This window comes from Stutzerimonas kirkiae (assembly GCF_004327335.1).
Lineage (GTDB): Bacteria > Pseudomonadota > Gammaproteobacteria > Pseudomonadales > Pseudomonadaceae > Stutzerimonas > Stutzerimonas kirkiae.
Map to the genome: position 1 here is coordinate 1 of NZ_QJUO01000022.1, position 24,718 is coordinate 24,718.

Annotated in this window: 17 protein-coding genes; 11 read left to right on the plus strand and 6 right to left on the minus strand. The window is 65.4% G+C overall.

The features are described 5' to 3' along the window. From pilQ to DNJ95_RS12740, 6 genes are all read left to right on the plus strand, one after another. The coding region (gene pilQ, locus DNJ95_RS12715) for a type IV pilus secretin PilQ (protein WP_131185106.1) at positions 1-965 on the plus strand (965 nt) is incomplete at its 5' end. A gap of 7 nt (positions 966-972) precedes the next feature. Further along, a complete protein-coding gene (gene aroK / locus DNJ95_RS12720) occupies positions 973-1,503 on the plus strand; it encodes a shikimate kinase AroK (protein WP_131185107.1) in 531 nt (176 codons plus the stop codon). A gap of 390 nt (positions 1,504-1,893) precedes the next feature. Further along, complete coding sequence (aroB, locus tag DNJ95_RS12725; protein WP_131185108.1) at positions 1,894-3,000, plus strand: 3-dehydroquinate synthase; 1,107 nt, start codon at positions 1,894-1,896, stop codon at positions 2,998-3,000. 7 nt (positions 3,001-3,007) lie between these two features. After that, a complete protein-coding gene (locus DNJ95_RS12730) occupies positions 3,008-4,525 on the plus strand; it encodes an SPOR domain-containing protein (RefSeq protein ID WP_131185109.1) in 1,518 nt (505 codons plus the stop codon). Between the two features lie 180 nt (positions 4,526-4,705). Beyond that, on the plus strand, positions 4,706-9,154 hold the full coding sequence (gene gltB / locus DNJ95_RS12735; RefSeq protein WP_131185110.1) for a glutamate synthase large subunit: 4,449 nt from the start codon (positions 4,706-4,708) through the stop codon (positions 9,152-9,154). Between the two features lie 114 nt (positions 9,155-9,268). Beyond that, entirely contained in the window at positions 9,269-10,687 is a 1,419-nt protein-coding gene (locus DNJ95_RS12740; RefSeq protein WP_131185111.1) for an FAD-dependent oxidoreductase, read from the plus strand. 126 nt (positions 10,688-10,813) lie between these two features. Here the strand turns inward: DNJ95_RS12740 and DNJ95_RS12745 are convergent, their stop codons facing one another. After that, positions 10,814-11,455 (minus strand): oxidoreductase, encoded by a 642-nt coding sequence (locus DNJ95_RS12745; protein ID WP_131185112.1) that lies wholly within the window; start codon positions 11,453-11,455, stop codon positions 10,814-10,816. 2 nt (positions 11,456-11,457) lie between these two features. Next, entirely contained in the window at positions 11,458-12,927 is a 1,470-nt protein-coding gene (locus tag DNJ95_RS12750; RefSeq protein WP_131185113.1) for a C13 family peptidase, read from the minus strand. A gap of 257 nt (positions 12,928-13,184) precedes the next feature. Between DNJ95_RS12750 and nfi the strand changes: the two genes are divergently transcribed. Beyond that, on the plus strand, positions 13,185-13,895 hold the full coding sequence (gene nfi / locus DNJ95_RS12755; protein ID WP_131185114.1) for a deoxyribonuclease V: 711 nt from the start codon (positions 13,185-13,187) through the stop codon (positions 13,893-13,895). Between the two features lie 10 nt (positions 13,896-13,905). On the opposite strand, the gene queG is transcribed toward nfi, so the two are convergent. Beyond that, positions 13,906-15,000, minus strand: a complete 1,095-nt coding sequence (gene queG / locus DNJ95_RS12760) for a tRNA epoxyqueuosine(34) reductase QueG (protein WP_131185115.1) — start codon at positions 14,998-15,000, stop codon at positions 13,906-13,908. Between the two features lie 251 nt (positions 15,001-15,251). Between queG and DNJ95_RS12765 the strand changes: the two genes are divergently transcribed. Genes DNJ95_RS12765 through mutL form a run of 4 tightly spaced genes read left to right on the plus strand, consistent with a single transcriptional unit; the run spans position 15,252 to position 20,507 of the window. Continuing rightward, positions 15,252-16,751, plus strand: a complete 1,500-nt coding sequence (locus DNJ95_RS12765; RefSeq protein WP_131185116.1) for an NAD(P)H-hydrate dehydratase — start codon at positions 15,252-15,254, stop codon at positions 16,749-16,751. Beyond that, the gene (gene tsaE / locus DNJ95_RS12770) at positions 16,739-17,206 is read left to right on the plus strand and encodes a tRNA (adenosine(37)-N6)-threonylcarbamoyltransferase complex ATPase subunit type 1 TsaE (protein WP_131185117.1); all 468 of its coding nucleotides are present in this window, start codon (positions 16,739-16,741) and stop codon (positions 17,204-17,206) included. Before DNJ95_RS12765 ends, tsaE begins: the two co-directional genes overlap by 13 nt. 11 nt (positions 17,207-17,217) lie before the next feature. After that, the gene (locus DNJ95_RS12775) at positions 17,218-18,633 is read left to right on the plus strand and encodes an N-acetylmuramoyl-L-alanine amidase (protein ID WP_131185118.1); all 1,416 of its coding nucleotides are present in this window, start codon (positions 17,218-17,220) and stop codon (positions 18,631-18,633) included. After that, positions 18,630-20,507, plus strand: a complete 1,878-nt coding sequence (gene mutL / locus DNJ95_RS12780) for a DNA mismatch repair endonuclease MutL (RefSeq protein WP_131185119.1) — start codon at positions 18,630-18,632, stop codon at positions 20,505-20,507. The genes DNJ95_RS12775 and mutL overlap by 4 nt, the downstream gene beginning before the upstream one ends. A gap of 51 nt (positions 20,508-20,558) precedes the next feature. Here mutL and DNJ95_RS12785 read toward each other — a convergent pair whose 3' ends face one another. From DNJ95_RS12785 to DNJ95_RS12795, 3 genes are all read right to left on the minus strand, one after another. Continuing rightward, a complete protein-coding gene (locus tag DNJ95_RS12785; RefSeq protein ID WP_131185120.1) occupies positions 20,559-22,955 on the minus strand; it encodes a TonB-dependent siderophore receptor in 2,397 nt (798 codons plus the stop codon). Between the two features lie 168 nt (positions 22,956-23,123). Then, the gene (locus DNJ95_RS12790) at positions 23,124-24,092 is read right to left on the minus strand and encodes a FecR domain-containing protein (RefSeq protein WP_131185121.1); all 969 of its coding nucleotides are present in this window, start codon (positions 24,090-24,092) and stop codon (positions 23,124-23,126) included. Beyond that, complete coding sequence (locus tag DNJ95_RS12795) at positions 24,089-24,580, minus strand: sigma-70 family RNA polymerase sigma factor (protein ID WP_131185122.1); 492 nt, start codon at positions 24,578-24,580, stop codon at positions 24,089-24,091. The genes DNJ95_RS12790 and DNJ95_RS12795 overlap by 4 nt, the downstream gene beginning before the upstream one ends. Positions 24,581-24,718: the final 138 nt, after the last annotated feature.

A 24,718-nucleotide genomic window follows, 5' to 3' on the forward strand; every position in this document is an offset into this window, starting at 1 on the left:
GTATAAGAGACAGGATCAACTATGCCAGGGCCGCGGATATCGCCAGCCTGTTCCAGTCCGCGCCCGATGAGGAGGCGTCGCAGGGGGCGTCGCGGGGCGCCATCGCGGTCGATGAGCGCAGCAACAGCATCATCGCCTACCTGAGTCGTGAGCGGCTGGAGGAACTGCGGGGCATCGTCGCGCAACTGGATATCCCGATACGCCAGGTGATGATCGAAGCGCGCATCGTCGAGGCGAGTGTCGACTATGACCGCAGCCTTGGCGTGCGCTGGGGCGGCAATATCCGCGCAGGCGACTCCTGGGGCGTCTGGGGCGGGGGCGGGTTGCTTGCGACAAGTGACACGGCGCTCATCGCGCTGCCGGAGAACTCTCCATTCGTGGACATGGGCGCCGTGGGCGCCTCGTCGGGGATCGGCCTGGGTTTCGTCGGCGACAATGCGCTGCTGGACCTGCAGCTCTCGGCGATGGAGAAGAGCGGCAATGGTGAAGTGGTATCGCAGCCCAGGGTGGTGACCGCCGACAAGGAGACGGCGCGGGTCCTCAAGGGGGCCGAGGTGCCCTACCAGACGACCAACACCAATGGCGCGACCAACACATCGTTCCGCGAGGCTTCGTTGTCCCTCGAGGTGACGCCGCAGATCACCCCGGACAACCGGATCATCATGGCCGTCAGGGTCACCAAGGACGAGCCGGACTTTTCCCAGGCCGCCACCACTGGCGTGCCGGCCATCAGGAAGAACGAAGTGAATGCCAAGGTGCTGGTGGCCGACGAGGAAACCATCGTCATCGGCGGGGTCTTCTCCAATACCCGGAGCAAATCGGTGGACAAGGTGCCGCTGCTGGGGGATATCCCCTTGCTGGGCCGGCTTTTCCGGCGCGAACTGGTGCAGGACAGGAAATCCGAGCTGCTGGTCTTCATCACTCCGCGTATCATGGGCGCTTCCGCCATTGCAGTGAATCGCTGACCAGTCGATGCGCAACATTATCCTCGTAGGCCCGATGGGGGCTGGCAAAAGCACCATCGGGCGGCTTCTCGCCAAAGAATTGCACCTGCCGTTCAAGGACTCCGACAAGGTGATCGAACAGCGCACCGGTGCGAGCATCCCGTTGATCTTCGACGTGGAGGGCGAGCAGGGTTTCCGTGAGCGCGAGCATGCGGTGATCGCCGACCTGTGCCAAGCGGGCGGGCTGGTACTGGCGACCGGTGGCGGGGCGGTACTGCGCGAGGACAACCGTGCGGCGCTGAAGGCCGGTGGGCGCATCATCTACTTGCGTACCTCGGTCGAGCAGCAGCTCGCTCGCACGGCGCGCGACCGCAACAGGCCATTGCTGCAGACCGCCGACCCGCGGCAGAAACTGACCGAACTGATGGCGCTGCGCGACCCCCTGTACAGGAGCATCGCGGACATCATCATCGAGACGGACGAGCGGCCGCCGCGCAACGTGGTGGTGCAGATACTGGAGCGGCTGCAGTCGCTGGGGGCCGTTCCCGTTTCGCCGTGAGCCAAGGCAATCGGCATGTGCTCCCGGCGCATGTCCGCGGTTGCTATCCAGGCGTCCGAGCAAACACCCATGGCCCCATCTCGGGGGCCTTCGGCGCCCCTGCCGACGAAGGTCGGGGCTGGCCGGGCTCGCGGCGAATGGCGTGGCGACTATGGAAAGAGCCGTCGGCGCGGCATTCGCACATATACGATGATCTTCGGTTGCCGTGTACGCTCTATCTCCCGGCACGTATTGGCAATCCGCCCGCAATGCAGTGCCCTCCTGCGCCAGGCATATTCCTGTGTGCAAGCGATGACGGATGTGTTCATGCGATTGCCAGGGTTGTGACGAAACGGGGTCAGTCCATGGGCGAAACTGCGTTATCCTAGACGCCTTTTTACGGGGGGCATCATGCAGACTCTTAAGGTCGAACTCGGCGAGCGCAGTTATCCCATCCATATCGGCAGGCAACTGCTCGACGATACGGAACTGCTGGCACAACGGATACGTGGCAGGCAGGTCGCCATCGTCACCAATGAGACGGTCGCCCCCCTATACCTGCACCGGCTGTTGCAGAGTCTGCGCGACTTTTCCGTCACGCCCATCGTGCTGCCGGACGGCGAGTCCTACAAGAACTGGGAAACCCTGCAACTGATCTTCGACGGCCTGCTGCAGGCGCGGCATGAGCGCAGTACCACGGTGGTCGCCCTGGGCGGCGGGGTGATCGGCGACATGGCCGGTTATGCCGCCGCCAGCTACCAGCGTGGCGTCGACTTCATCCAGATACCCACGACCCTGCTGTCGCAGGTGGATTCTTCCGTGGGCGGCAAGACCGGGATCAACCACCCCCTGGGCAAGAACATGATCGGTGCCTTCTACCAGCCGCGCGCGGTGATCATCGATACCGAAACCCTGGAGACCCTGCCGGGCCGCGAGCTTTCCGCCGGGCTGGCGGAAGTCATCAAGTACGGCCTGATCTGCGACGAGCCTTTCCTCGGTTGGCTGGAGGAGCATGTCGAGCGCCTGCGCGCGCTCGACCCGGAGGTGCTGGCCGAGGCCATTCATCTCTCCTGCGCGGCCAAGGCCCGGGTGGTCGGTGCCGATGAACGCGAGTCGGGGGTGCGGGCCACGCTCAACCTCGGCCATACCTTCGGCCACGCCATCGAGACGCACCAGGGCTATGGCGTCTGGCTGCACGGGGAAGCCGTGTCGGCCGGAACTGTCATGGCGCTGGAGATGTCTCGTCAATTGGGTTGGCTGACGGTCGGCCAGCGTGATCGCGCGGTACGACTGCTGGCGCGTGCCGGGTTGCCGGTCGCGCCGCCGGCGAATATGACCGCGGACGATTTCATGCAATATATGGCGGTCGACAAGAAAGTGCTCAACGGACAACTGCGGCTGGTGCTGCTCAAGCACCTGGGTGAAGCGGTAGTGACCGGGGATTTTCCTGCCGACGTGCTACAAGCAACGTTGGGCGTGGATTACGCCGCCCTGACGCAACAGTTGGAATCCAGGTAATACGTTCATGTCCAGTTTGTCTGCCGACGATACCTTTCTGAACTACTACGGGTTCAGTCACGATCCTTTCGCCTCGCGTGTTCCGGGCTTCAAGTTCTTCCCGGCCCAACGCAAGCCGGTGCTTGGGCAATTGCACCACCTGGCGCGCTACAGCCAGTTGCTGCTGGTGGTGACGGGGCCCGAGGGGAGCGGCAAGACGCTGTTGCGCCAGGCCCTGGTGGCCAGTAGCAACAAACAGACGGTGCAGAGCGTGGTGATCACGCCGCAGGGCAGCGCCGATGCCAGCGTGGTCCTGCAGCAGGTGGCTCAGGCGCTCGGTGGCGTGCGTGCGGATTTCGATGGCGTGCTGGCGCAGATCATCCAGTTGGGGCTGACCGGCCAGGAGGTCTACCTGCTGGTCGATGATGCCGAGCGCCTGACCGGGGCGGCGGTGGAAACCCTGTTGCGCCTGGCGCAAGGCAGCCCCGAGGGGCGGCCACATGTGTTCCTGTTCGGCGAACAGGCGCTGGTGCCCAGGCTGGAAGCCCTGGTCGATGATCAGGAACTCTTCCATATCATCGCCCTGCAGCCTTATGACGAGGATGAAACCCGCGAGTATCTCGCCTTGCGCCTCGAAGGGGCAGGGCGGGGCCTGGAATGCCTGAATGAGCAACAGATCGAGCGCATCCACGAGGTGTCGGAAGGTTGGCCGGGGGTGATCAACCAGGTCGCGCGGGACGAGTTGGTCGAGGCGATGCAGGCGTCGGGTTCCTCCAGGCGCAAGGGGGGCTGGCTGGCCGCCCTTCCGATCAAGCATATGGTGGCCGTTCTGGCGGTTCTTCTGTTGATCGGCTTGGGTTTTCTGTTTTCGCGCGAGGCTTATGAGGAAGCAAGTGCACCAAAAGTGACGAATGGTTTGCCCCTTGATGGTGCGTTTTCGGGGAGGGAGCAGGATTCGACAGCCATCGAATTCGAGGGGGCGGGAGAGCCGCAGCCGGTCATTCGCGAGCCGCTGGCGGCTTCGGGTGAGATCGATGAAGATTTTGCCGGTATCGAGCGCGATAATGCCCCGAGCATTCCTGCTCCTGCTCCTGCTCCTGCTCCTGTAGCGGTACCTGTGCCAGCACCGGCGACAGCACCTGCGCCTGTAGCGCCGCCGGTCGCAAAGGCACCTGCTCCGGTGGAAAAGCCCAGGGAAGCGCCTGTTCCGGTGCGACCGATTGTCGCAGATAAGCCGAAGGCGGCCCCGCTGAACGTGCCTGATAGTAGTGCGAATTGGTATGCGGCGCAGAATGGATCGCATTACCTGGTCCAGGTCCTCGGCACCAGCAGTGAGGCCAACGCTCGGGAACTGGTGCGCAAGCACGGCGCCAACTACCACTATTTCGTCAAGCAGCACCAGGGTAAGCCGCTGTATGTGGTGACTTATGGCAGCTTCTCCAGCCGCGCGGCGGCCGTGGCGGCGATCAAGACGCTGCCGGCCAACCTGCAGGCTGGAAAACCCTGGGCACGAACTTTCGCCAGTGTCCAGCAGGAAATTCGGTAAAAAACCAGAAAATGCCCCAAAAAAGTGCGCAATGCACTTGTTTGGGGCTTGCAAAAAAAAATTGTGTCGCTCCACCCTGCTTTGTAAACTGCTCCCCCTTTTGCCCTCATGACCACGGGGCTTCGCTCTGTTCGGCTGGTAAGAGGTTGATTTACAACGTATTTAGCGGGTGGATTAGCTATGAATGCAGGTCTTTTTCGTCCTGAAGAGTTCAAGGATAACTGCGGCTTCGGCCTGATTGCCCATATGCAGGGCGAGGCCAGCCATCACCTGCTACAGACAGCTATTCAGTCGCTGACCTGCATGACCCACCGCGGCGGTATCAATGCCGATGGCAAGACCGGCGACGGCTGTGGCCTGCTGATCCAGAAACCCGACCTGTTCCTGCGCGCCATCGCCCGCGAAACTTTCGCCGCCGAGCTGCCCGAGCGCTATGCCGTGGGCATGGTGTTCCTCAACCAGGACCCGGTGCGTGCCGAAGCCGCGCGCGAGAACATGAACCGCGAAATCCTCGCCGCCGGCCTGCAACTGGTCGGCTGGCGCAAGGTGCCTATCGATCCATCCGTGCTGGGCCGCCTGGCGCTGGAGCGCCTGCCGCAGATCGAGCAGGTGTTCATCGCTGGCGAAGGGCTGTCCGAGCAGGAGTTCGAGGTCAAGCTGTTCTGTTCCCGCCGGCGCTCGTCGGTGGCCAATGCCGAGGACAGCGAGCACTACATCTGCAGCTTTTCCCAGAGCACCATCATCTATAAGGGCCTGATGATGCCGGCCGACCTGGCCGCCTTCTATCCGGACCTGGGTGACGAGCGCCTGCAGACCGCGATCTGCGTATTCCACCAGCGCTTCTCCACCAATACGCTGCCGAAATGGCCGCTGGCGCAGCCGTTCCGTTTCCTGGCGCACAACGGCGAGATCAACACCATCACCGGCAACCGCAACTGGGCCCAGGCGCGCCGGCTGAAGTTCGCCAATGGGCGGATTCCCGACCTGCAGGAGCTTGGCCCGCTGGTCAACCGCGTTGGCTCCGACTCGTCGAGCATGGACAATATGCTGGAGCTGCTGGTCACCGGTGGTATCGACCTGTTCCGTGGCGTGCGCATGATCATTCCGCCAGCCTGGCAGAACGTCGAGACCATGGATCCGGACCTGCGCGCCTTCTATGAATACAATTCCATGCATATGGAAGCCTGGGACGGCCCGGCCGGCGTGGTGATGACCGATGGCCGCCATGCCGTCTGTCTGCTCGACCGAAATGGCCTGCGCCCGGCGCGTTGGGTCACCACCCGCAATGGCTATATCACCCTGGCTTCCGAAGTCGGCGTGTGGGACTACGCGGCAGAAGACGTGCTGGCCAAGGGCCGGGTCGGGCCGGGGCAGATCCTCGCGGTGGATACCCGCACCGGCCAGGTGATGCACACCGACGATATCGATGCACGGCTGAAATCCCAGCACCCCTACAAGAAGTGGCTGCGCCAGCATGCCCTGCGCATCCAGTCGAGCCTGAGCGACAACGACCATGGTTCGGCGTTCTACGACCCGGACCAGCTCAAGCAGTACATGAAGATGTTCCAGGTCACCTTCGAGGAGCGCGACCAGGTGCTGCGCGTACTGGCCGAGCAGGGCCAGGAAGCGGTCGGCTCGATGGGCGACGATACGCCGATGGCGGTGCTGTCGCGGCGCGTGCGCTCGCCCTACGATTATTTCCGCCAGCAGTTCGCGCAGGTCACCAACCCACCGATCGACCCGCTGCGCGAAGCCATCGTGATGTCGCTGGAAACCTGCCTGGGTGCGGAGAAGAACATCTTCGAGGAAACCCCCGAGCACGCCCTGCGCGCGATCCTCAGTACGCCGGTGATCTCGCCGGCCAAGTGGCGCGCCATCATGGAGCTGGAAAGCGCCGACTTCGACCGCTATTTCATCGACCTCAACTACGACGAGTCGGTAGGCCTGGAAGCGGCGGTGCGCAATATCGCCGACCAGGCCGAGGAAGCGGTGCGTGCCGGCAAGGTGCTGCTGGTACTGAGCGACCGTAATATCGCGCCCGGCAAATTGCCGGCGCATGCCGCGCTGGCCGTGGGGGCGGTGCATCACCGCCTGACCGAAAAGGGCCTGCGCTGCGACTGCAACATCCTGGTGGAAACCGCCACCGCGCGTGACCCGCACCACTTCGCGGTGCTGGTCGGTTTCGGCGCCAGCGCGGTCTACCCGTACCTGGCCTATGAAGTGCTGGGCGACCTGATCCGCACCGGCGAGGTGCTGGGCGACCTCTACGAGGTGTTCAAGCATTACCGCAAGGGTATTTCCAAGGGGCTGTTGAAGATCATCTCGAAGATGGGTATCTCCACCATCACCTCGTACCGTGGCGCCCAGTTGTTCGAGGCCATCGGTCTGTCCGACGAGGTGGTCGAACTGAGCTTCCGCGGCGTCGCCAGCCGGATCAAGGGCGCGCGCTTCGTCGATCTGGAGGCCGAGCAGAAGCTGCTGGCGGGCGAAGCATGGAGCGCGCGCAAGGCGATCCAGCAGGGCGGCCTGCTGAAGTTCGTGCATGGTGGCGAGTACCACGCCTACAACCCGGACGTGGTCGGCGCCCTGCAGGCGGCGGTGCAGTCCGGCGACTACTCGCTGTTCAAGCGCTACACCGAACTGGTCGACCAGCGCCCGGTGTCGATGGTGCGTGACCTGCTCAAGGTCCGCGAATCCGAGCAGCCGCTGGCGCTGGACGAAGTGGAGCCGCTGCAGGCGATCCTGCAGCGTTTCGATTCGGCCGGTATCTCCCTCGGTGCGCTGTCGCCCGAGGCGCATGAGGCGATCGCCGAGGCGATGAACCGCCTCGGCGCGCGCTCCAACTCCGGCGAGGGTGGCGAAGACCCGGCGCGCTACGGCACGCTGCGTAGCTCCAAGATCAAGCAGGTGGCCACCGGCCGCTTCGGCGTCACGCCGGAATACCTGGTCAATGCCGAAGTACTGCAGATCAAGGTGGCACAGGGCGCCAAGCCCGGCGAGGGTGGCCAGTTGCCCGGTGGCAAGGTCAATGGCCTGATCGCCCGGCTGCGCTATGCGGTGCCTGGCGTCACGCTGATTTCGCCGCCGCCGCACCATGACATCTATTCCATCGAAGACCTGGCACAGCTGATCTTCGACCTCAAGCAGGTCAATCCGCGGGCGCTGGTATCGGTCAAGCTGGTGGCCGAGCCGGGTGTCGGCACCATCGCCGCCGGCGTGGCCAAGGCCTATGCCGACCTGATCACCGTGTCCGGCTATGACGGCGGCACTGGCGCCTCGCCGCTCACCTCGATCCGCTACGCCGGTTCGCCCTGGGAGCTGGGCCTGGCCGAGACGCACCAGACCCTGCGCGGCAACGACCTGCGCGGCAAGGTACGGGTGCAGACCGACGGCGGCCTGAAGACCGGCCTGGATGTGGTCAAGGCCGCCATCCTCGGCGCTGAGAGCTTCGGCTTCGGCACCGCGCCGATGATCGCCCTGGGCTGCAAATACCTGCGCATCTGCCACCTGAACAACTGTGCCACTGGTGTCGCCACGCAGAATGATCAGTTGCGCAAGGATCACTACATAGGTACGGTCGACATGGTGGTGAATTTCTTCACCTTCATCGCCACCGAGACCCGTGAGTGGCTGGCGCGCCTGGGCGTGCGCAGCCTGGGCGAGCTGATCGGCCGCACCGACCTGCTGCAGATCCTGCCGGGCGAGACCGACAAGCAGGCGCACCTGGACCTGACGCCGCTGCTGGGCAGCGACCATATCCCGGCGGACAAGCCGCAGTTCTGCGAAGTCGATCGCAACCCGCCGTTCGACAAGGCGCTGCTGTCCGAGCGCATGATCGAACTGGCCCGTGGCGCCATCGAGGCCCGCAGCGGTGGAACCTTCGAGCTGGATATCTGCAACTGCGACCGTTCGGTGGGTGCGCGGGTGTCCGGCGAGATCGCCCGACTGCACGGCAACCAGGGCATGAGCGATGCGCCCATCACCTTCCGTTTCAAGGGCACGGCCGGGCAGAGCTTCGGCGTATGGAACGCCGGTGGCTTGAATCTCTACCTGGAAGGCGATGCCAACGACTATGTCGGCAAGGGCATGACCGGCGGCAAGCTGGTGATCACCCAGCCCAAGGGCAGCGTTTACGCCAGCCGGGACTCGGCGATCATCGGCAACACCTGCCTGTATGGCGCCACCGGCGGCAAGCTGTTCGCCGCCGGTACCGCGGGTGAGCGTTTCGCGGTGCGTAACTCCGGCGCGCATACTGTGGTGGAAGGCGTCGGGGATCACTGCTGCGAGTACATGACTGGCGGCTTCGTCTGCGTACTGGGCAAGACCGGCTACAACTTCGGCTCGGGCATGACCGGTGGCTTCGCCTATGTACTGGATCAGGACAATAGCTTCATCGACCGGGTGAACAACGAACTGGTGAATATCCAGCGTATCACCGGCGAGGCGATGGAAGCCTACCGCAGCCATCTGGAGGCGGTATTGCGCGAATACGTCGAAGAAACGCAAAGCGCGTGGGGTTCCGAGTTGCTGGAGAACCTGGACGACTATTACCGCCGTTTCTGGCTGGTCAAGCCCAAGGCGGCCAACCTGGCCAGCCTGTTGTCGAACACGCGGGCCAACCCGCAATAAAGCAGCTCCATGCCGCAAGCCTCAAGCTGCAAGCCAGCAGTTGGCTTGCCGACCACCGTGATTGTCTTGCGGCTTGCAGCTTGCAGCTTGCCGCCGCTGTTAAGAGGTAACGCAATGACTGAACGTCTGAACAACGACTTCCAGTTTATCGAGGTCGGACGCCAGGATCCGAAGAAGAAGCTGCTGCGCCGCCGCAAGAAGGACTTCGTGGAAATCTACGAGCCCTTCAAGCCGCAGCAGGCCTCCGAGCAGGCGCATCGCTGCCTGGCCTGTGGCAACCCTTATTGCGAGTGGAAGTGCCCGGTTCACAACTTCATTCCCAACTGGCTCAAGCTGGTGTCGGAAGGCAATATCCTGGCGGCCGCCGAGCTGAGCCACCAGACCAACACCCTGCCGGAAGTCTGTGGCCGGGTGTGCCCGCAGGATCGCCTGTGCGAGGGCGCCTGCACCCTCAATAGCGGTTTCGGCGCGGTGACCATCGGTTCGGTGGAGAAGTACATCACCGATACCGCCTTCGCTATGGGCTGGCGCCCGGACATGTCCAAGGTCAAGCCGACCGGCAAGCGCGTGGCGGTGATCGGCGCAGGCCCGGCGGGCCTTGGCTGCGCCGACATCCTGGTGCGCAATGGCGTTGCCCCGGTGGTCTATGATCGCAACCCGGAGATCGGTGGCCTGCTGACCTTCGGTATTCCCGAGTTCAAGCTGGAGAAGACCGTGCTCAGCCATCGCCGCGAGGTCTTCACCGGCATGGGCATCGAGTTCCGCCTGAACACCGAGATCGGCAGGGACGTTTCCATCGAACAACTGCTGGCCGAGTACGACGCGGTGTTCATGGGCATGGGCACCTACACCTACATGAAGGGTGGCTTCCCTGGCGAAGACCTGCCCGGGGTGCACGACGCGCTGGACTTCCTGGTGGCCAACGTCAATCGCAACCTGGGTTTCGAGAAGAGCCCCGAAGACTTCATCGACATGAAGGGCAAGAAGGTGGTGGTGCTGGGCGGCGGCGACACCGCGATGGACTGCAACCGCACGTCGATTCGCCAGGGGGCGGGCAGCGTCACCTGTGCCTACCGTCGTGACGCGGCGAATATGCCGGGTTCGCGCAAGGAAGTGAAGAACGCCAAGGAAGAGGGCGTCAAGTTCCTCTTCAACCGCCAGCCCATCGCCATTGTCGGCGATGGCCGGGTGGAAGGGGTCAAGGTGGTGGAAACCCGCCTGGGCGCGCCGGATGCCCGTGGCCGCCGCAGCCCCGAGCCGATTCCCGGCTCCGAGCAGATCCTGCCGGCCGATGCGGTGGTGATCGCCTTCGGCTTCCGTCCGAGCCCGGCACCCTGGTTCGAAGGCCAGGGCGTCGCCACCGACGGCCAGGGCCGTGTGGTAGCGCCCGCCGAGGGGCAGTTCAAGTTCCAGACCGGCAACCCGAAGATCTTCGCCGGTGGCGACATGGTGCGCGGCTCCGACCTGGTGGTGACCGCCATCCACGAAGGCCGCACGGCGGCCGAGGGCATCCTCGACTATCTGGGGGTGTGAAAAGCGGGCTGGAGGCTTGAGGCTATGGGCTGGACGAAGGAGCAGGATGGGGTGACATAGGGTTAAGCGACCGCAAACTTGTCCAGCCTCCAGCCTCCAGCCTCCAGCCTCCAGCCTCCAGCCGCGTCATCGTCCAAGCTTCCTCAATTCATCCGACTCCACGATACGCACCCCCTGGTCCTCTTCCAGGGCCAGGCGCCAGAGTGCGCGGGCCAGTACGCAGACATCGATGCCGTGGTATTTGCCGGGTAGCAATTGCGACAGTGGCGCCGCCAGGCGTTCTCCCAGTCGTGGTTCGAGGCGTGCGCCGAGCAGTTGCGAAGGCCGGGCGATAGTCAGTTGTGGCCAGCCCTGCGCCTGTAGTTGCGCTTCGGTTTCGCCCTTGATGCGGGTGTAGAACAGCGGGCTTTCCGGGTTGGCGCCCAGCGAGCTGATGACCAGCAGGTGGCGTGCGCCAAGTTCCAGCGCCCGTTGTGCAAAGGCCAGCACCAGGTCGTGGTCGACGGCGCGGAAGGCTTCCTGGCTACCCGCCTGTTTCAGGGTGGTGCCGAGGCAGCAGAAGGCGCTATCGAACTTGCCGGACAAAGCCGGCAGCAACTGCGCCAGTTCGCCGACCGGGTTCTCCAGCCGTGCATGGCTGGCCAGGGGACGGCGGGTCGGGGCCAGCACGTGTTCCACGGTCGGCTCGTTGAGCAGGCGGTCGAGCAGGTGTTCGCCGGTCAGGCCGGTGGCGCCGGCCAGGAGGATGCGGCGTGGCGTGTTGGGCATGGCTATGCTCCTGATCGTGATTTCATCATCAGCCGCCAACGCAGCAGAACCCGTGCAGGCGCCCAGAGCTGTGGTTCGGAGGGTTCGAAGCGGTCGGCCTGTTCACGTTCGGCAACGATGGCGCTGGCCAGTTCGAACGCTTTCTTGAGGTCGTCGGTCTGCCGCAGGGCGTCGGCGAACAGGGCGCGACCGAAGTAGGTGAAGTCGCTCTCTTCCGAGCAGCCGAAGGATACCCGGTCGGCACGGGCAGCGGTCATGATCAGGGTGTCGTCATCCCTGAGCGGTGCGATGAAACCACCGGAGAAGCAGGCGGAGATCACCACCACCTTGGGCCGTCCCGCCAGTGGCCGCAACAGCTCCGCCAGCTCGTCGGCGGACAGGTCTTCCAGCGCCAGGCGTGGCTGTTCCAGCGCCAGGCGGTGGTCGGACGAGCCGTGGCTGGTGAAGTATAGGAATAGCAGGTCTTCCGGGCCGCTACTCGCAGCCAGCGCTTCGATGGCGCGGCGCAGGTTCTCGCGGGTGGCCAGTGGCCGGTCGGCCAGATGGTCGCGATGGTTGGCCAGGTTGATCTGGCCGTGCGCGGCGAACTCCGTGGCGAGCAGGTCGCTGACGTAGTCGGCTTCGCGCAGGAACACACTCTGCTGCCCGTCCCCGGCGAAGGTCAGGGTGTAAAGCTCTCTGGCGGGTGTCGAGGCCGGCAGGGTGTCGATGGCCCGTTGCAACAGCGTGCCCTGGCGCAGCAGCGCCAGCTCCAGCGGGTCTGGCTGGCGTTGGCCCTGTGCGTCGAGCGCCAGGCGGCCATTGTGCCAGGTGCCGCTGCGGGTCGTCCCGTCGGCGAGGGTCAGGGTTCCTTCACCGTGATAGCGCCCGCGGCGGAACTGGCCCTGGTAACGGCTGCCATCCGGGCGTTGCAGCAAACCCTGGCCGTGGTAGCGCCACTGCTTGAAACCGCCCTGGTAGCGATTGCCGTCTTCGTCCTCGTAACTGCCCTGGCCCTGTAGCTGGCCATCCTCGAACTCACCGCGCCAGCGTGCGCCGTTTTCGTCCTGGTAGTCGCCCTGGCCGTGGAACTGGCCGTTTACGAAGGCGCCCCGGTACTGTGCGCCATCGTTCGAGCGATAGTGCCCCTTGCCTTCGAGCAGGCCTTGCCGGAAGACCCCGGCGAGCGTGCCGTCGGCATCGCTGAGCAGGCCCTCGCCATTGGCCTGGCCCTCTTCGAAACGGCCCTGGTGGCTGCTGCCATCGGCGTATTGCAGCAGGCCCTGGCCATGCAGCAGCCCCCGTTCGAATTGCCCCTGGTAGTGGCTGCCGCCCGGGTAGTCGAGGCGGCCCTCGCCCTGCAACAGGCCATCGGCCAGGGTGCCCTGGTAGCGGCTGCCATCGGGCAGCACCACATCGGTGGGTGTCAGGGGGGCGCTTTCGCCACAGGCGACGAGCAGGCAGCCTAGAAACAGCGGTATGAAGGGGCGCATCGAGGGTTTCCGAAATCCAGGTACGTGGCAGTATGCCGCAAAGCCTTCAGAGATGCCGGTGTGCGATAGGATGTACCGCGGGGGGATCGCACTATGCGCGGCAACGAGCCGAAAAGAGCGCTAGAGGCTGGGCGAAAGAGCCTGCGCCGCTGTTCTTCATCCAGCCCCAGCGCTTTTGTCGAAGCACCTTGCCCATGAATGAGCGCATGGCGCGGCGCTCGCCAAGGTGCTGTTGCAGTGAAACGTCAGGAGGGCTAATGCCTACGGGTTCATCATCTTTACCCGCGAGTTTACCCGCGAGCGCGTTCGAGGGCTGGGATGGCAGCACGGCCCAGGCACGCGAGCTGCAGTTGGCGCTGGCGCGGCGGGTGTGTCTGGAGGATGACTTCGTCCCGCTGCGGCGGGTCGCCGGGGTGGATGTCGGCTTCGAGGAGGGCGGGACTATCACCCGGGCGGCGGCGCTGCTGCTGGATGCCGAGAGCCTGCAGGTACTGGCCAGCCGCTTGGTACGCCAGCCGACGAGCATGCCCTATGTGCCTGGCTTGCTGTCGTTCCGGGAGTTGCCGGCGGTGCTCGAGGCGTTGCGTGGCCTGCCCGAACTGCCGGACCTGATCTTCTCCGATGGCCATGGCATCGCCCATCCGCGTCGCCTGGGGATTGCCGCGCACCTCGGGGTGGTGACCGGCTTGCCGACCATCGGTGTGGCCAAGACGATATTGACGGGCGTGCATGCCGAGCTGGGGGAGGAACGCGGTGCGCGGGTCGACCTGTGCGAGCGCAGGACCGGCGAGGTCATCGGCAGTGTGCTGCGCAGCAAGACTCGGGTCAGGCCGCTGATTGTTTCGCCGGGTCACCGGGTCAGCCTGGCCAGTGCCCCGGAACTGGTGATGCGTTTCGTCACCCGCTACCGTCTGCCGGAGCCAACGCGGCTGGCGGATCGCCTGGCGTCGCGGCGGGACGAGGCATAGGCTTCAAGCTTCAAGCTGAGGCAACGGGTTCGCCATGCTGTTGCAGCGCCCAGCGCACATGCTCGCGCACCAGTTCCGAGGGGTGGTCCATGCGTGAGCGCAGGGCTTCCAGTACGGGGATGGTCGAGGGGGCGTTGCCCAGCCCCACGGCGAGGTTGCGTAGCCAGCGTTCGTAGCCGGCGCGGCGTAGCGGCGAGCCTTCGGTGCGCGCGAGGAATTCTTCCTCGCTCCAGCCGAACAGTTCGCTGAGCTCGGCGTTGTCGAGGCTGTGGCGAGGGGAAAAGTCGCCCTGCTCGGTGGCGCGGGCGAAGCGGTTCCACGGGCAGACGATCTGGCAGTCGTCGCAGCCGAAGACGCGGTTGCCGATCCTGGCACGCAGTTCCGTGGGGATCGGCCCCTTGAGTTCGATGGTCAGGTAGGAAATGCAGCGCCGCGCATCCAGTACCCGGGCGCCGACGAAGGCTTCCGTGGGGCAGGCCGTCAGGCAGGCGCTGCAACTGCCGCAGTGCTCGCGGGCATGGGGGGCGTCCACCGGCAGTTCGATATCGACGAACAGCTCGCCGAGGAAAAACCAACTGCCGGCCTGGCGATTGAGCAGCAGGGTATTCTTGCCGATCCAGCCCAGGCCGGCCTGCTGCGCCACGGCCTTCTCCAGCACCGGGGCGCTGTCGACGAAGGCGCGAAAGCCGAGCGGGCCGATCACGGCCTGGATACGGTCGGCCAGTTGCTGCAGGCGTTTGCGGATCAGCTTGTGGTAGTCGCGGCCGAGGGCATAGCGCGATACGTAGGCTTTCTCCGGCTCGCCCAGGCGTTGCGTCATGCGGGTATCTCCGGGCAGGTAGTCCATGCGCAGGGAAATCACCCGCAAGGTGCCGGGCACCAGTTCGGCCGGTCGGGAACGCTTGCTGCCGTGGGTGGCCATATACTCCATCTCGCCGTGGTAGCCTTCCGCGAGCCAGCGCCGCAGGTGCGCTTCATGCTCGCTGAGGTCGAGGCCGCTGATGCCGACCTGCTGGAAACCCAGCTCGCGGCCCCATGTCTTGATGGCGTGGGCGAGGGTGGAAGGGTCTGGATGATTGGGGGTATCGAGAGAAGGATCGGGCATCGGAGATTTCGCTGGCGGCTGGCGGGTATAATTGTGGCATGCCGCTGCCATCCTTCGGGCCATCGCTGAGAGGGTGCGTGAATGGCTGCACTCGGTAATATTGCGTTGAAATCTGCCTGAAAGTGCTCATTTACCACGTGTAAACTGCGCTTTCCGGTCGACTTCGCCTTGTCTTGCCTTCGTTCGCCTGTTTTGTAAACACCCTCCGAGGCGATGTCAAAAACAGCTTCCGGCCATTTTAAGGCTTATTCATGTCGCAGAACACTGAACAGATGCCGGTATCCCTCTATCGCGCCGCCCAGGTGCGTGAACTCGATCGCCGCCTGATCGCTGCCGGTACGCCGGGCGTTGTACTGATGCAGCGTGCCGCCCACGCTGCCTGGCGTACGCTGCGGCGGCACTGGCCGACGGTCGGTTGCGTGACGGTGCTGGCCGGCCAGGGCAACAACGCCGGCGACGGCTATTTGCTGGCGGTGCTGGCGCAACGCGCCGGCTGGCGCGTGAAGGTACTGGCGGTCGGCGATCCACGGCGCCTGCGTGGCGATGCCGCGGCGGCGGCCGAGGAGGCGCGGGTGGCCGGGGTGGTGTGCCAGGACTGGCGCGACACCTCGAGCCTGGATGGCGTGCTGGTGGATGCCCTGCTCGGCACCGGGCTCAGTGGCGATGTGCGAGCGCCCTACATCGACGCGATCAGTGCGATCAATGCCAGTGGCCGGCCAGTGCTGGCACTGGATGTGCCATCCGGCCTGTGTGCCGATACCGGTCGCGCCCTGGGGCTGGCGGTGAAGGCCAGTGTGACGGTGACCTTCATCGGCATGAAGATCGGCCTGCTGACCGGTGAAGGTCCGGCCCTGGCCGGTGAGTGCGTGTTCGATGACCTGCAGGCCGACCCGGCCATTCTCGAACAGGTGCCTGCTGCGGCGCAGCGCCTGGCCAGCGTCACACTGCAGGCATTGCCGGCGCGTTCGCCGACCGCGCACAAGGGGCGCTTCGGGCACTTGCTGGTGCTCGGCGGCGACCGGGGTACCGGTGGCGCCGCGCTGCTGTCCGCCGAAGCGGCGTTGCGCTGCGGCGCCGGCATGGTGAGCCTGGCCACGCGCCCGGAGCATATCGCCGCAGCCCTGGCGCGGCGGCCGGAAATCATGACCCTGGGGGTCGACTCGACCTATCGCCTGCATGCGCTGGGCGAGGTCGCCGATGTGCTGGTGGCCGGCCCGGGACTGGGCGTCGCGCCCTGGGGGCGGGCGCTGCTGAGCCTGGCGGCGTCGCGGGCGGTGCCGCAGCTCTGGGATGCCGATGCGCTCAACCTGCTGGCCGAGGGCCTGCTGCAACTGCCGGCTGGCGCTGTGATCACGCCGCATCCGGGGGAGGCGGGGCGCTTGCTGGGCTGGAGTACCGCCGAGGTCCAGGCCGATCGCCCACGAGCGGTGCTGGCGCTGGCACAGCGCTACAACTGCGTGGCGCTGTTGAAAGGCGCCGGCACCTTGATCGCCGATGCCCAGGGACGCCTGGCGCTGTGCGATCACGGCCATCCCGCCATGGCCGGGCCGGGCCTGGGGGACGTGCTGGCCGGCGTGATCGGCGCGCTGCTGGCGCAGGGCTTGTCGCCGTTCGATGCGGCCAGCCTGGGCTGCTGGCTGCATGCCCGGGCCGGCGAGCGGCTGGGGCGCGAGGGCCGTGGGTTGGCCGCCAGCGAGCTGATACCGCTGGTTCGCCGTCTGCTGGAGGAGCACTCGCCATGCCTGAGCTGATACTGCACGCCGAGGACGAAGCGGCGATGCTGGCACTGGGCGGCCGTATCGGCCAGGCCAGCGGCGGGCGTGGCGTGATCTACCTGCACGGCGACCTGGGCGCCGGCAAGACCACGCTGTCGCGCGGTCTGTTGCGTGGTCTGGGCCATCAGGGCAAGGTGAAGAGCCCGACCTTCACCCTGGTCGAGCCTTATGCGCTGGAGGGGGTGCAGGTCTATCATTTCGACCTCTATCGGCTGGTCGACCCGGAGGAGCTGGAATACCTGGGGATCCGCGATTATTTTGCCGCCGATACGCTGTGCCTGGTCGAATGGCCCGAGCAGGGCGCCGGCGTTTTGCCAAAGGCGGACCTGGACATTACCATTGGCCCGCATGGCGCCGGGCGTACACTGCGCCTGTCACCGCTCAGCCCGCGCGGCGAGAATTGGTGCGCGGTTCTGGGCAGAACACTATGAAGAGGGTGGATATGCGCATACGCGCGTTGCTGGGTGGCCTGCTGTTGCTGGCGATGACCCTCCAGGCATGGGCCGCTGCCGATGTCAACGGTGTGCGCCTGTGGCGGGCACCGGACAATACGCGGCTGGTGTTCGACCTTTCCGCGCCGGTGCAGCACAGCATCTTCACCCTGACCGCGCCGGACCGGCTGGTCATCGACGTCAAGGGCGCCAGCCTGAAGACCGCGCTGGATGGCATGCCGCTGGACAATACGCCGATTACCGGGGTGCGTTCGGCGCAGTACGACGCGCAGACCCTGCGGGTCGTCATCGATCTTTCCGCCCAGGTGTCGCCCAAGAGCTTCTCGCTGCCGCCGAACCAGCAGTATGGCCATCGCCTGGTGGTCGACCTGTTCGACCAGAATGCCCCGGCCCAGCGGTCGCCCGCGCCACCGGCCACGGCCACTTCGAGTACGCCGAATGCCCCGGTGTCGCCGACCCTGCCCGCCAGCAAGCTGCCGGTGCTGCCCAGCAGCAAGCGCGATATCGTCATCGCCATCGACGCCGGGCATGGTGGCGAGGACCCGGGGGCCATCGGCCCCGGGCGCATCTTCGAGAAGCATGTGGTGCTGCAGATATCCAGGGAGCTGCAACGCCAGATCAACGCCGACAAGGGCTTCCGTGCCGAACTGGTGCGTACCGGCGACTACTTCATCCCCCTGCGCAAGCGCACCGAGATCGCCCGCAAGAAGGGCGCCGACCTGTTCGTCTCCATCCATGCCGACGCCGCGCCCCGCGCCGCAGCCTTCGGCGCCTCGGTATTCGCCCTGTCGGACCGTGGCGCGACCTCGGAGACCGCGCGCTGGCTGGCCGACAGCGAGAACCGTTCGGACCTGATCGGTGGCGCCGGCAACGTCAGCCTGGGTGACAAGGACCAGATGCTCGCCGGCGTACTGCTCGACCTGTCGATGACCGCCTCGCTGGCCTCCAGCCTGAACGTCGGGCAGAAGGTACTGAGCAACATGGGCAATATCACGCCCCTGCACAAGCGCCGGGTGGAGCAGGCCGGCTTCATGGTGCTGAAGTCGCCGGACATTCCATCGATCCTGGTCGAGACCGGCTTCATCTCCAACCCGTCCGAAGCCAAGAAACTGCAGACCAGCAGCCACCAGCAGGCGCTGGCGCGCTCGATCCACAGTGGCGTACGGCAGTTCTTCCATGAAAACCCGCCGCCGGGCACCTATATCGCCTGGATGCGCGACTCCGGCAAGATCGCCAGCGGGCCGCGCGAGCATGTGGTGCGTGCGGGCGAGAGCCTGGCCATCCTGGCGCAGCGCTACCAGGTCAGCCTGGCGGCCCTGCGCAGCGCCAACAACCTGAAAGGCGACACGATAAAGGTGGGCCAGACCCTGAAGATTCCCGCGACCACCCTGGCGGCCCAGCCATGAGCGAACGGCGCCGTATTCAACTGCTCGACCCGCGGCTGGCCAACCAGATCGCCGCGGGCGAGGTGGTCGAGCGTCCAGCCTCGGTTATCAAGGAACTGCTGGAGAACAGCCTGGACTCGGGCGCCCGGCGTATCGACGTGGATATCGAGCAGGGTGGCGTGAAGCTGCTGCGGGTGCGCGACGATGGTTGTGGCATCCCAGAGGATGAACTGCCGCTGGCCCTGGCCCGCCACGCCACCAGCAAGATCCGCGACCTGGACGAACTGGAGCGGGTGATGAGCCTGGGCTTCCGTGGCGAGGCGCTGGCGTCGATCAGCTCGGTCTCGCGGCTGACCCTGACCTCGCGCACCGCCGAGGCCAGCGAGGCCTGGCAAGTGGAAACCGAGGGCCGTGAGATGGAGGCGCAGGTGCAGCCCGCTGCCCATCCGGTCGGTACCTCGGTGGAAGTGCGCGACCTGTTCTTCAATACGCCGGCTCGGCGCAAGTTCCTGCGCAGCGAGAAGACCGAATTCGATCACTTGCAGGAAGTCATCAAGCGCCTGGCACTGACGCGTTTCGACGTGGCCTTCCACCTGCGCCACAACGGCAAGGTGGTGCAGGCGCTGCACGAGGCGCATGACGATGCCGCACGTGCGCGCCGGGTGGCGGCGGTTTGCGGCCCGGCCTTCCTGGAGCAGGCGCTGCCGCTCGAGATCGAGCGCAACGGCTTGCACCTGTGGGGCTGGGTCGGCCTGCCGACCTTTTCCCGCAGCCAGGCCGACCTGCAGTATTTCTACGTCAACGGGCGCATGGTGCGCGACAAGCTGGTGGCACACGCGGTGCGCCAGGCCTATCGCGACGTGCTGTTCAATGGCCGTCACCCGGCTTTCGTACTGTTCCTCGAAGTGGACCCAGCAGTGGTGGATGTCAATGTCCATCCGACCAAGCATGAGGTGCGCTTCCGCGACAGCCGCATGGTACACGACTTCCTCTATGGCACCCTGCACCGGGCCTTGGGCGACGTGCGCCCGGAAGACCAGTTGCCGCCGGCCCAGGCCGAGGTACCACCCCGGGCCAGCGGCCTGGAAGCCGGCGAGTTCGCCGGGCAGAACGAAATGAGCCTGGCCGCCAATCTGCTCGAGCGCCCGCAAGTCGAGCCGCAGCCCGCCTGGCGCGGTGCCGGTGCCGGCTACCAGTCGAGCTACCCGGCGAAGGGCGCGATGCCGGTTGCCGAGACCTACAAGGAATACTTCGCGCCGCTGGCCGAGCCTTCGTCGCCGGCGCCGGCCCTGCCCGAGAGCCAGGGGGATATCCCACCGCTCGGTTATGCCATCGCCCAGCTCAAGGGTATCTATATCCTCGCCGAGAATGTCCAGGGCATGGTGGTGGTGGATATGCACGCGGCCCACGAGCGCATCACCTACGAGCGGCTCAAGGTCGCCATGGCCAGCGAGGGCCTGCGCGGCCAGCCGTTGCTGGTGCCGGTCAGCATCGCTGTCAGCCAGCGCGAGGCCGACTGCGCCGAAGAGCATGCCGAATGGTTCCAGAAACTGGGTTTCGAATTGCAGCGCCTGGGGCCGGAAAGCCTGGCGATCCGCCAGATCCCCGCGCTGCTGAAGCAGGCCGAGGCCAACCGGCTGGTCACCGACGTGATCGCCGACCTGCTGGAGTACGGCACCAGCGACCGCATCCAGGCGCACCTGAACGAACTGCTCGGCACCATGGCCTGCCACGGCTCGGTACGCGCCAACCGCCGCCTGACCCTGCCGGAAATGAACGCCCTGCTGCGCGACATGGAAAGCACCGAGCGCAGCGGCCAGTGCAACCATGGCCGCCCGACCTGGACGCAGATGAGCATGGACCAGCTCGACAAGCTGTTTATGCGCGGGCAGTGAGTCCGCTCGGGGTGGGTGGCGCTGCGTCCAGCCCTCCCCTTAGGCCATGGGTCAGAAGCTGTATTTCGCGCTGAGCATGAAGTTGCGCGGGGCGCCGTACTGCGAGACGCCACCCCAGTTCGGGTGCGACGCCAGCGTCTGGTAATACTTCTTGTCGAAGATATTGTTGATGCTCAACTGGGTGTCCAAGTGTTCGTTGACCTGATAACCGAGCATGGCATCGGCGATGGCGTAGGCCTTTTGTTCGATCTGGTAGTCGACCGTCCCGTTGACCCCTTTGCTGTAGGTGGCGTTCTGACGATAGAGGCTGGCGCCTACGCGCCATCTGTTCAGTTCCCCGGGCAGATGGTAGGTGGTGCTCAGGTTGAGCTGGTGGCGCGGCAGCTTGGTATTGAACAGGCGCCCCTCGTTGGTTTCGTCGGCGTCCTGCTGGTACTTGGCCTCGGCGAAGGTGTAGCCCGCCGCGATTTGCCAGTTGTCCGTCAATCGGCCGTTGATCTCCAGTTCCACGCCCTTGCTACGCACCTTGCCGGCGGCTTCGTAGCAGGTGGTGGCCGACGGGCATCCCGTCTGATCGGCCAGCACGCTGGCGCGGTTTTCCTGGTCGAGCTGGAAGATCGCGGCGCTGGCGTTCAACCGGCCCTCCAGGTATTCGCCCTTGATGCCGATCTCGTAGTTCTTGCCGGTGATGGGATCCAGCAGGCCCCCGTCGGCGCCTCGCGCATTCTGGGGCTCGAAGATGTCCGTGTAGCTGGCATAGACGGAGTGCCATTTGTCCAGGTCGTAGATGACCCCGGCATAACGGGTGACATTGCGCGTGACCTTGTAGCGGGTGTGCGTGCTGCCCCGGGCCACATCGTTCTCGTACCAGTCCAGCCGCCCGCCGAGGATGACCTTCAGCGGGTCGGCGACGTTCAGGCGGGTGGTGATGTAGGTGCCCGTCTGTTCGGTGTCGTAACCGCTGGGCGTGCCGGGGGTGAAGGTCGGTTTGGCCTGGCTGCTGGGGTTCCAGGTGGACAGGTCGATGCCGCTGGCGATCGTGCGCTGCCCGCCGGCCAGGTCGTAGCTCACTTCCCTGCGGCTGGCGCCCAGTACCAGTTCGTGGCTGCGCCCGGCGAAGGTGAAGGGGCCGCTGGCGAACAGGTCGTAGCTGCGGTTGTCGTAGTTGGTCGAGTAGCGGCCGGCCATCTGGTTATAGGTGGTGCCATCCTGGGTGTACATGTAGGAGCCCAGGTATTCCATGTCCACCCAGCTCTTGCTGGCCGCCAGGCGGAGTTTCCAGTCGTTGTCGAAGTGGTGTTCGAGTTCGCCGAACAGGGTCTTGGACTCCTTGTCCCAGTACTCCCAGTCATTGCCCAGGTAGGTCGAGCGGGACAGGCCGAGGTCACTGCCGTCGGCCGCCGTGGGGATACCGCCCCAGGTGGCGTTGTTGTTGTCGTTCTGGGATGAGGCGCCCACCGTGAGGGTCGTGCGCTCGTCCAGGTCGATTTCGCCGATCGCGTAGAGCAGGCCGTACTCGTTCGAGGTGTAGTCCTGGAAGCTCTGTTTGTCCTGGTAGGCCGTGACGACACGCCCGCGCACCGTACCCGTGGCGTTGAGCGCGCTGGAGGCGTCCAGCTCCGTGCGGTAGTTGTCCCAACTGCCCGCGCTGCCCTTGAGGCTGACCTGGGTATCCTTGGTCGGGCGTTTGCGCACGAGGTTGAGGGATGCGGACGGTGCGCCGGAACCCTGCATGAGGCCCGTGGCGCCGCGGACGACCTCGACCCGGTCGTACATTGCCATGTCGGGCGAGGGCACCGAGTCGCCATCGTAGGAAGAGGGCAGGCCGTCGTACATCAGGGTGCTGATCATGAAGCCGCGCGAGTACAGCTCGACGCGCTCGGTGCCCGCTTTCACGAGTGTCAATCCGGGGGTGTTCTTGACCACGTCCTCCAGGTTGTTCATGCCCTGGTCGTCCATCCGCTGCCGGGTGATGACTGTCACCGATTGCGGTGTCTGCCTTGGCGAGAGAGAAAGTTTCGTGGCCGTGCTCATCGAACCGCTGGTGTAGGAGCCTGTGCCTTCCGTCGTGGCTGAGTCTCGAATAGAGGTGCTGGTCACATTCGTCGCCCCCAGTTCCAGCGCCGTTCCTTCCGCGACTGGCTGCACACTGATGGCGCCGCTCTCCGTGCTCAGCAATTGCAGGCCACTGCCGGCCAGGGCCTGGCGGACGGCTTCGCGGGTGTCCAGTTGGCCATGCACCGGCGCGCTGCGCTTGCCTTGCAGCAGCGCCGGGTCGGCGGCGATCAGTTGGCCGCTCTGGCGGGCGATCTGGCGCAAGGTCTGTTCCAGCGGGGCGCTGGGCAGGTCGTAGGACTGGGTGTCGGCCAGGGCCGACAGCGGCAGGTGGGCAAGGCTGAGGGCGACAGCCAGCGCCAGGGCGCTGGGGCGTAGTCGGGGCGTGTGCATGAGTGGTGTCCTCGTTGCTGTTGTGTGGGCAGTCACTCCTTATGTGCAACGAGCGGGCGAAACCCTTTATAGGAATGCGAAATATTTTCTTTTATCCATGTCCCTTCCCACGAATGGCACCTGCCGGTCTGGCAGATTCCAGGGGGCAGCAGGGCTGGACTTACATGGCTAGGCCAGGTCGATCAGGGTCAGCGGACCGTAGTGGCGAACCTGGATCGGCAGAATGTCTTTCAGCGCTTGCAGGCTGCGCGTTACATCATCCAGTGGAAATACGCCGAAGACGCGCAGCTCCGCCGCCGCCGGTGAAAGGCGCAGCAGGCCCCGGTGATAGGGACGCAGGCTGTCGATCACCTGGGCCAGTGGCTGGTCGCTGACTTCCAGTTGCCCGTCGACCCAGGCGTTCAGGCGCGCCGATGCAGCCAGCGGGGTCAACCGGTCGCGCTCGAAGTCCAGTGCCTGCCCGTTTGCCAGTACGGCCCGTTGCCCGTTGCGGGTGGTTATTTCCACGCTATGCCGCTGCACCTCGACCAGGCTGTGCCCCGGCGTCTGGCGTACGCTGAAGCGGGTGCCGAGGGCGCGCACCAGGCCTTCGGCGGTTTCCACGATCAATGGTCGTCGGGTGTCGCTGGCCACGTCGATCAGCAATGCGCCCTGGCGCAGGCGCAGCAGGCGCTGCTGCCGGTCGAAGGCCAGGTCGACCACCGTGCGCGCATCCAGGACCAACTGGCTGCCATCGTCCAGGCGCAGTCGCTTGCGTTCGCCGGTGCGGCTGCTGATATCGGCCAGCAGCCCGTTCAGCGGCCGGTCTCGTTGCGTCACCAGCAGCCCGCTGGCGCCAAGCAGCAACGCCAGGGCCCCGCCATCGCGCAGCAGCTTGCGCCGGCTGGCGGAGATGCCCGATTGGCGCAGCAGGCGCGTCGCCGTCTGCAGTTGTCCGGGGTGACGGCTTTCCGCGTCTGCCAGGCGATCCATCGCTGGCGCGATACCGCCTTGCAGCCGCTCCCAGGCCGCGCGGTGACGCGGGTCGGCGGATAGCCAGCGTTCGAAGGCGAGGTGTTCTTCGGTGCCGGCGGTGCCCGAGCTCAGGCGCAGCATCCAGTCGATGGCCGCTTCGCCAGCGGGATCGAGCCGGCTCATTGCGTGTTGGCGAGGTAGCAGTGCACCAGGGCCTGGCGTATCCAGCGTTCCACGGTGGACAGCGAGACGCCCAGGTGCGCGGCGATCTGCGGGTGGGTCATGCCTTCCAGGCGATTGAGCAGGAAGGCGTGGCGTACCTTGTCTGGAAGGTCGCCGAGCAACTGGTCGAGGAGGAGGATGGCTTCGCTCAGCAGGGCCAGTTCCTCTTCCGAGGGGGCGCAGGTTTCCGGTAATTCGGCCAGTGCCGCCAGGTAGTTGCGCTCCAGCTCCTGGCGCCGCCAGAAGTCCCAGAGCATGCGCTTGGCGAGGGTCTGCAGGTAGGCGCGGGGCTCGCGCAATTGCTCGGCCTGGCCGGAGCGCAATACGCCGAGGAAGGTGTCCTGGGCCATGTCCGCCGCATCTTCGCGCTTGCACAGGCGACGGCGGAGCCAGCCATAGAGCCAGGCATGGTGCTCGCGATAGAGCTGGTCGAGATGGCTGTGCGGCATTGGACTGATTGGTTTTGATAGGAATGATTATTCTTGTATTTCCGCACGGATGCCGCAAGGGGTTCATGAGTCGAAGGCAGGCCGGTCGGGTCGCCACCAGGTATCTGCACAGTTGTCTTCGCCGGTGCCTGCAGGAAG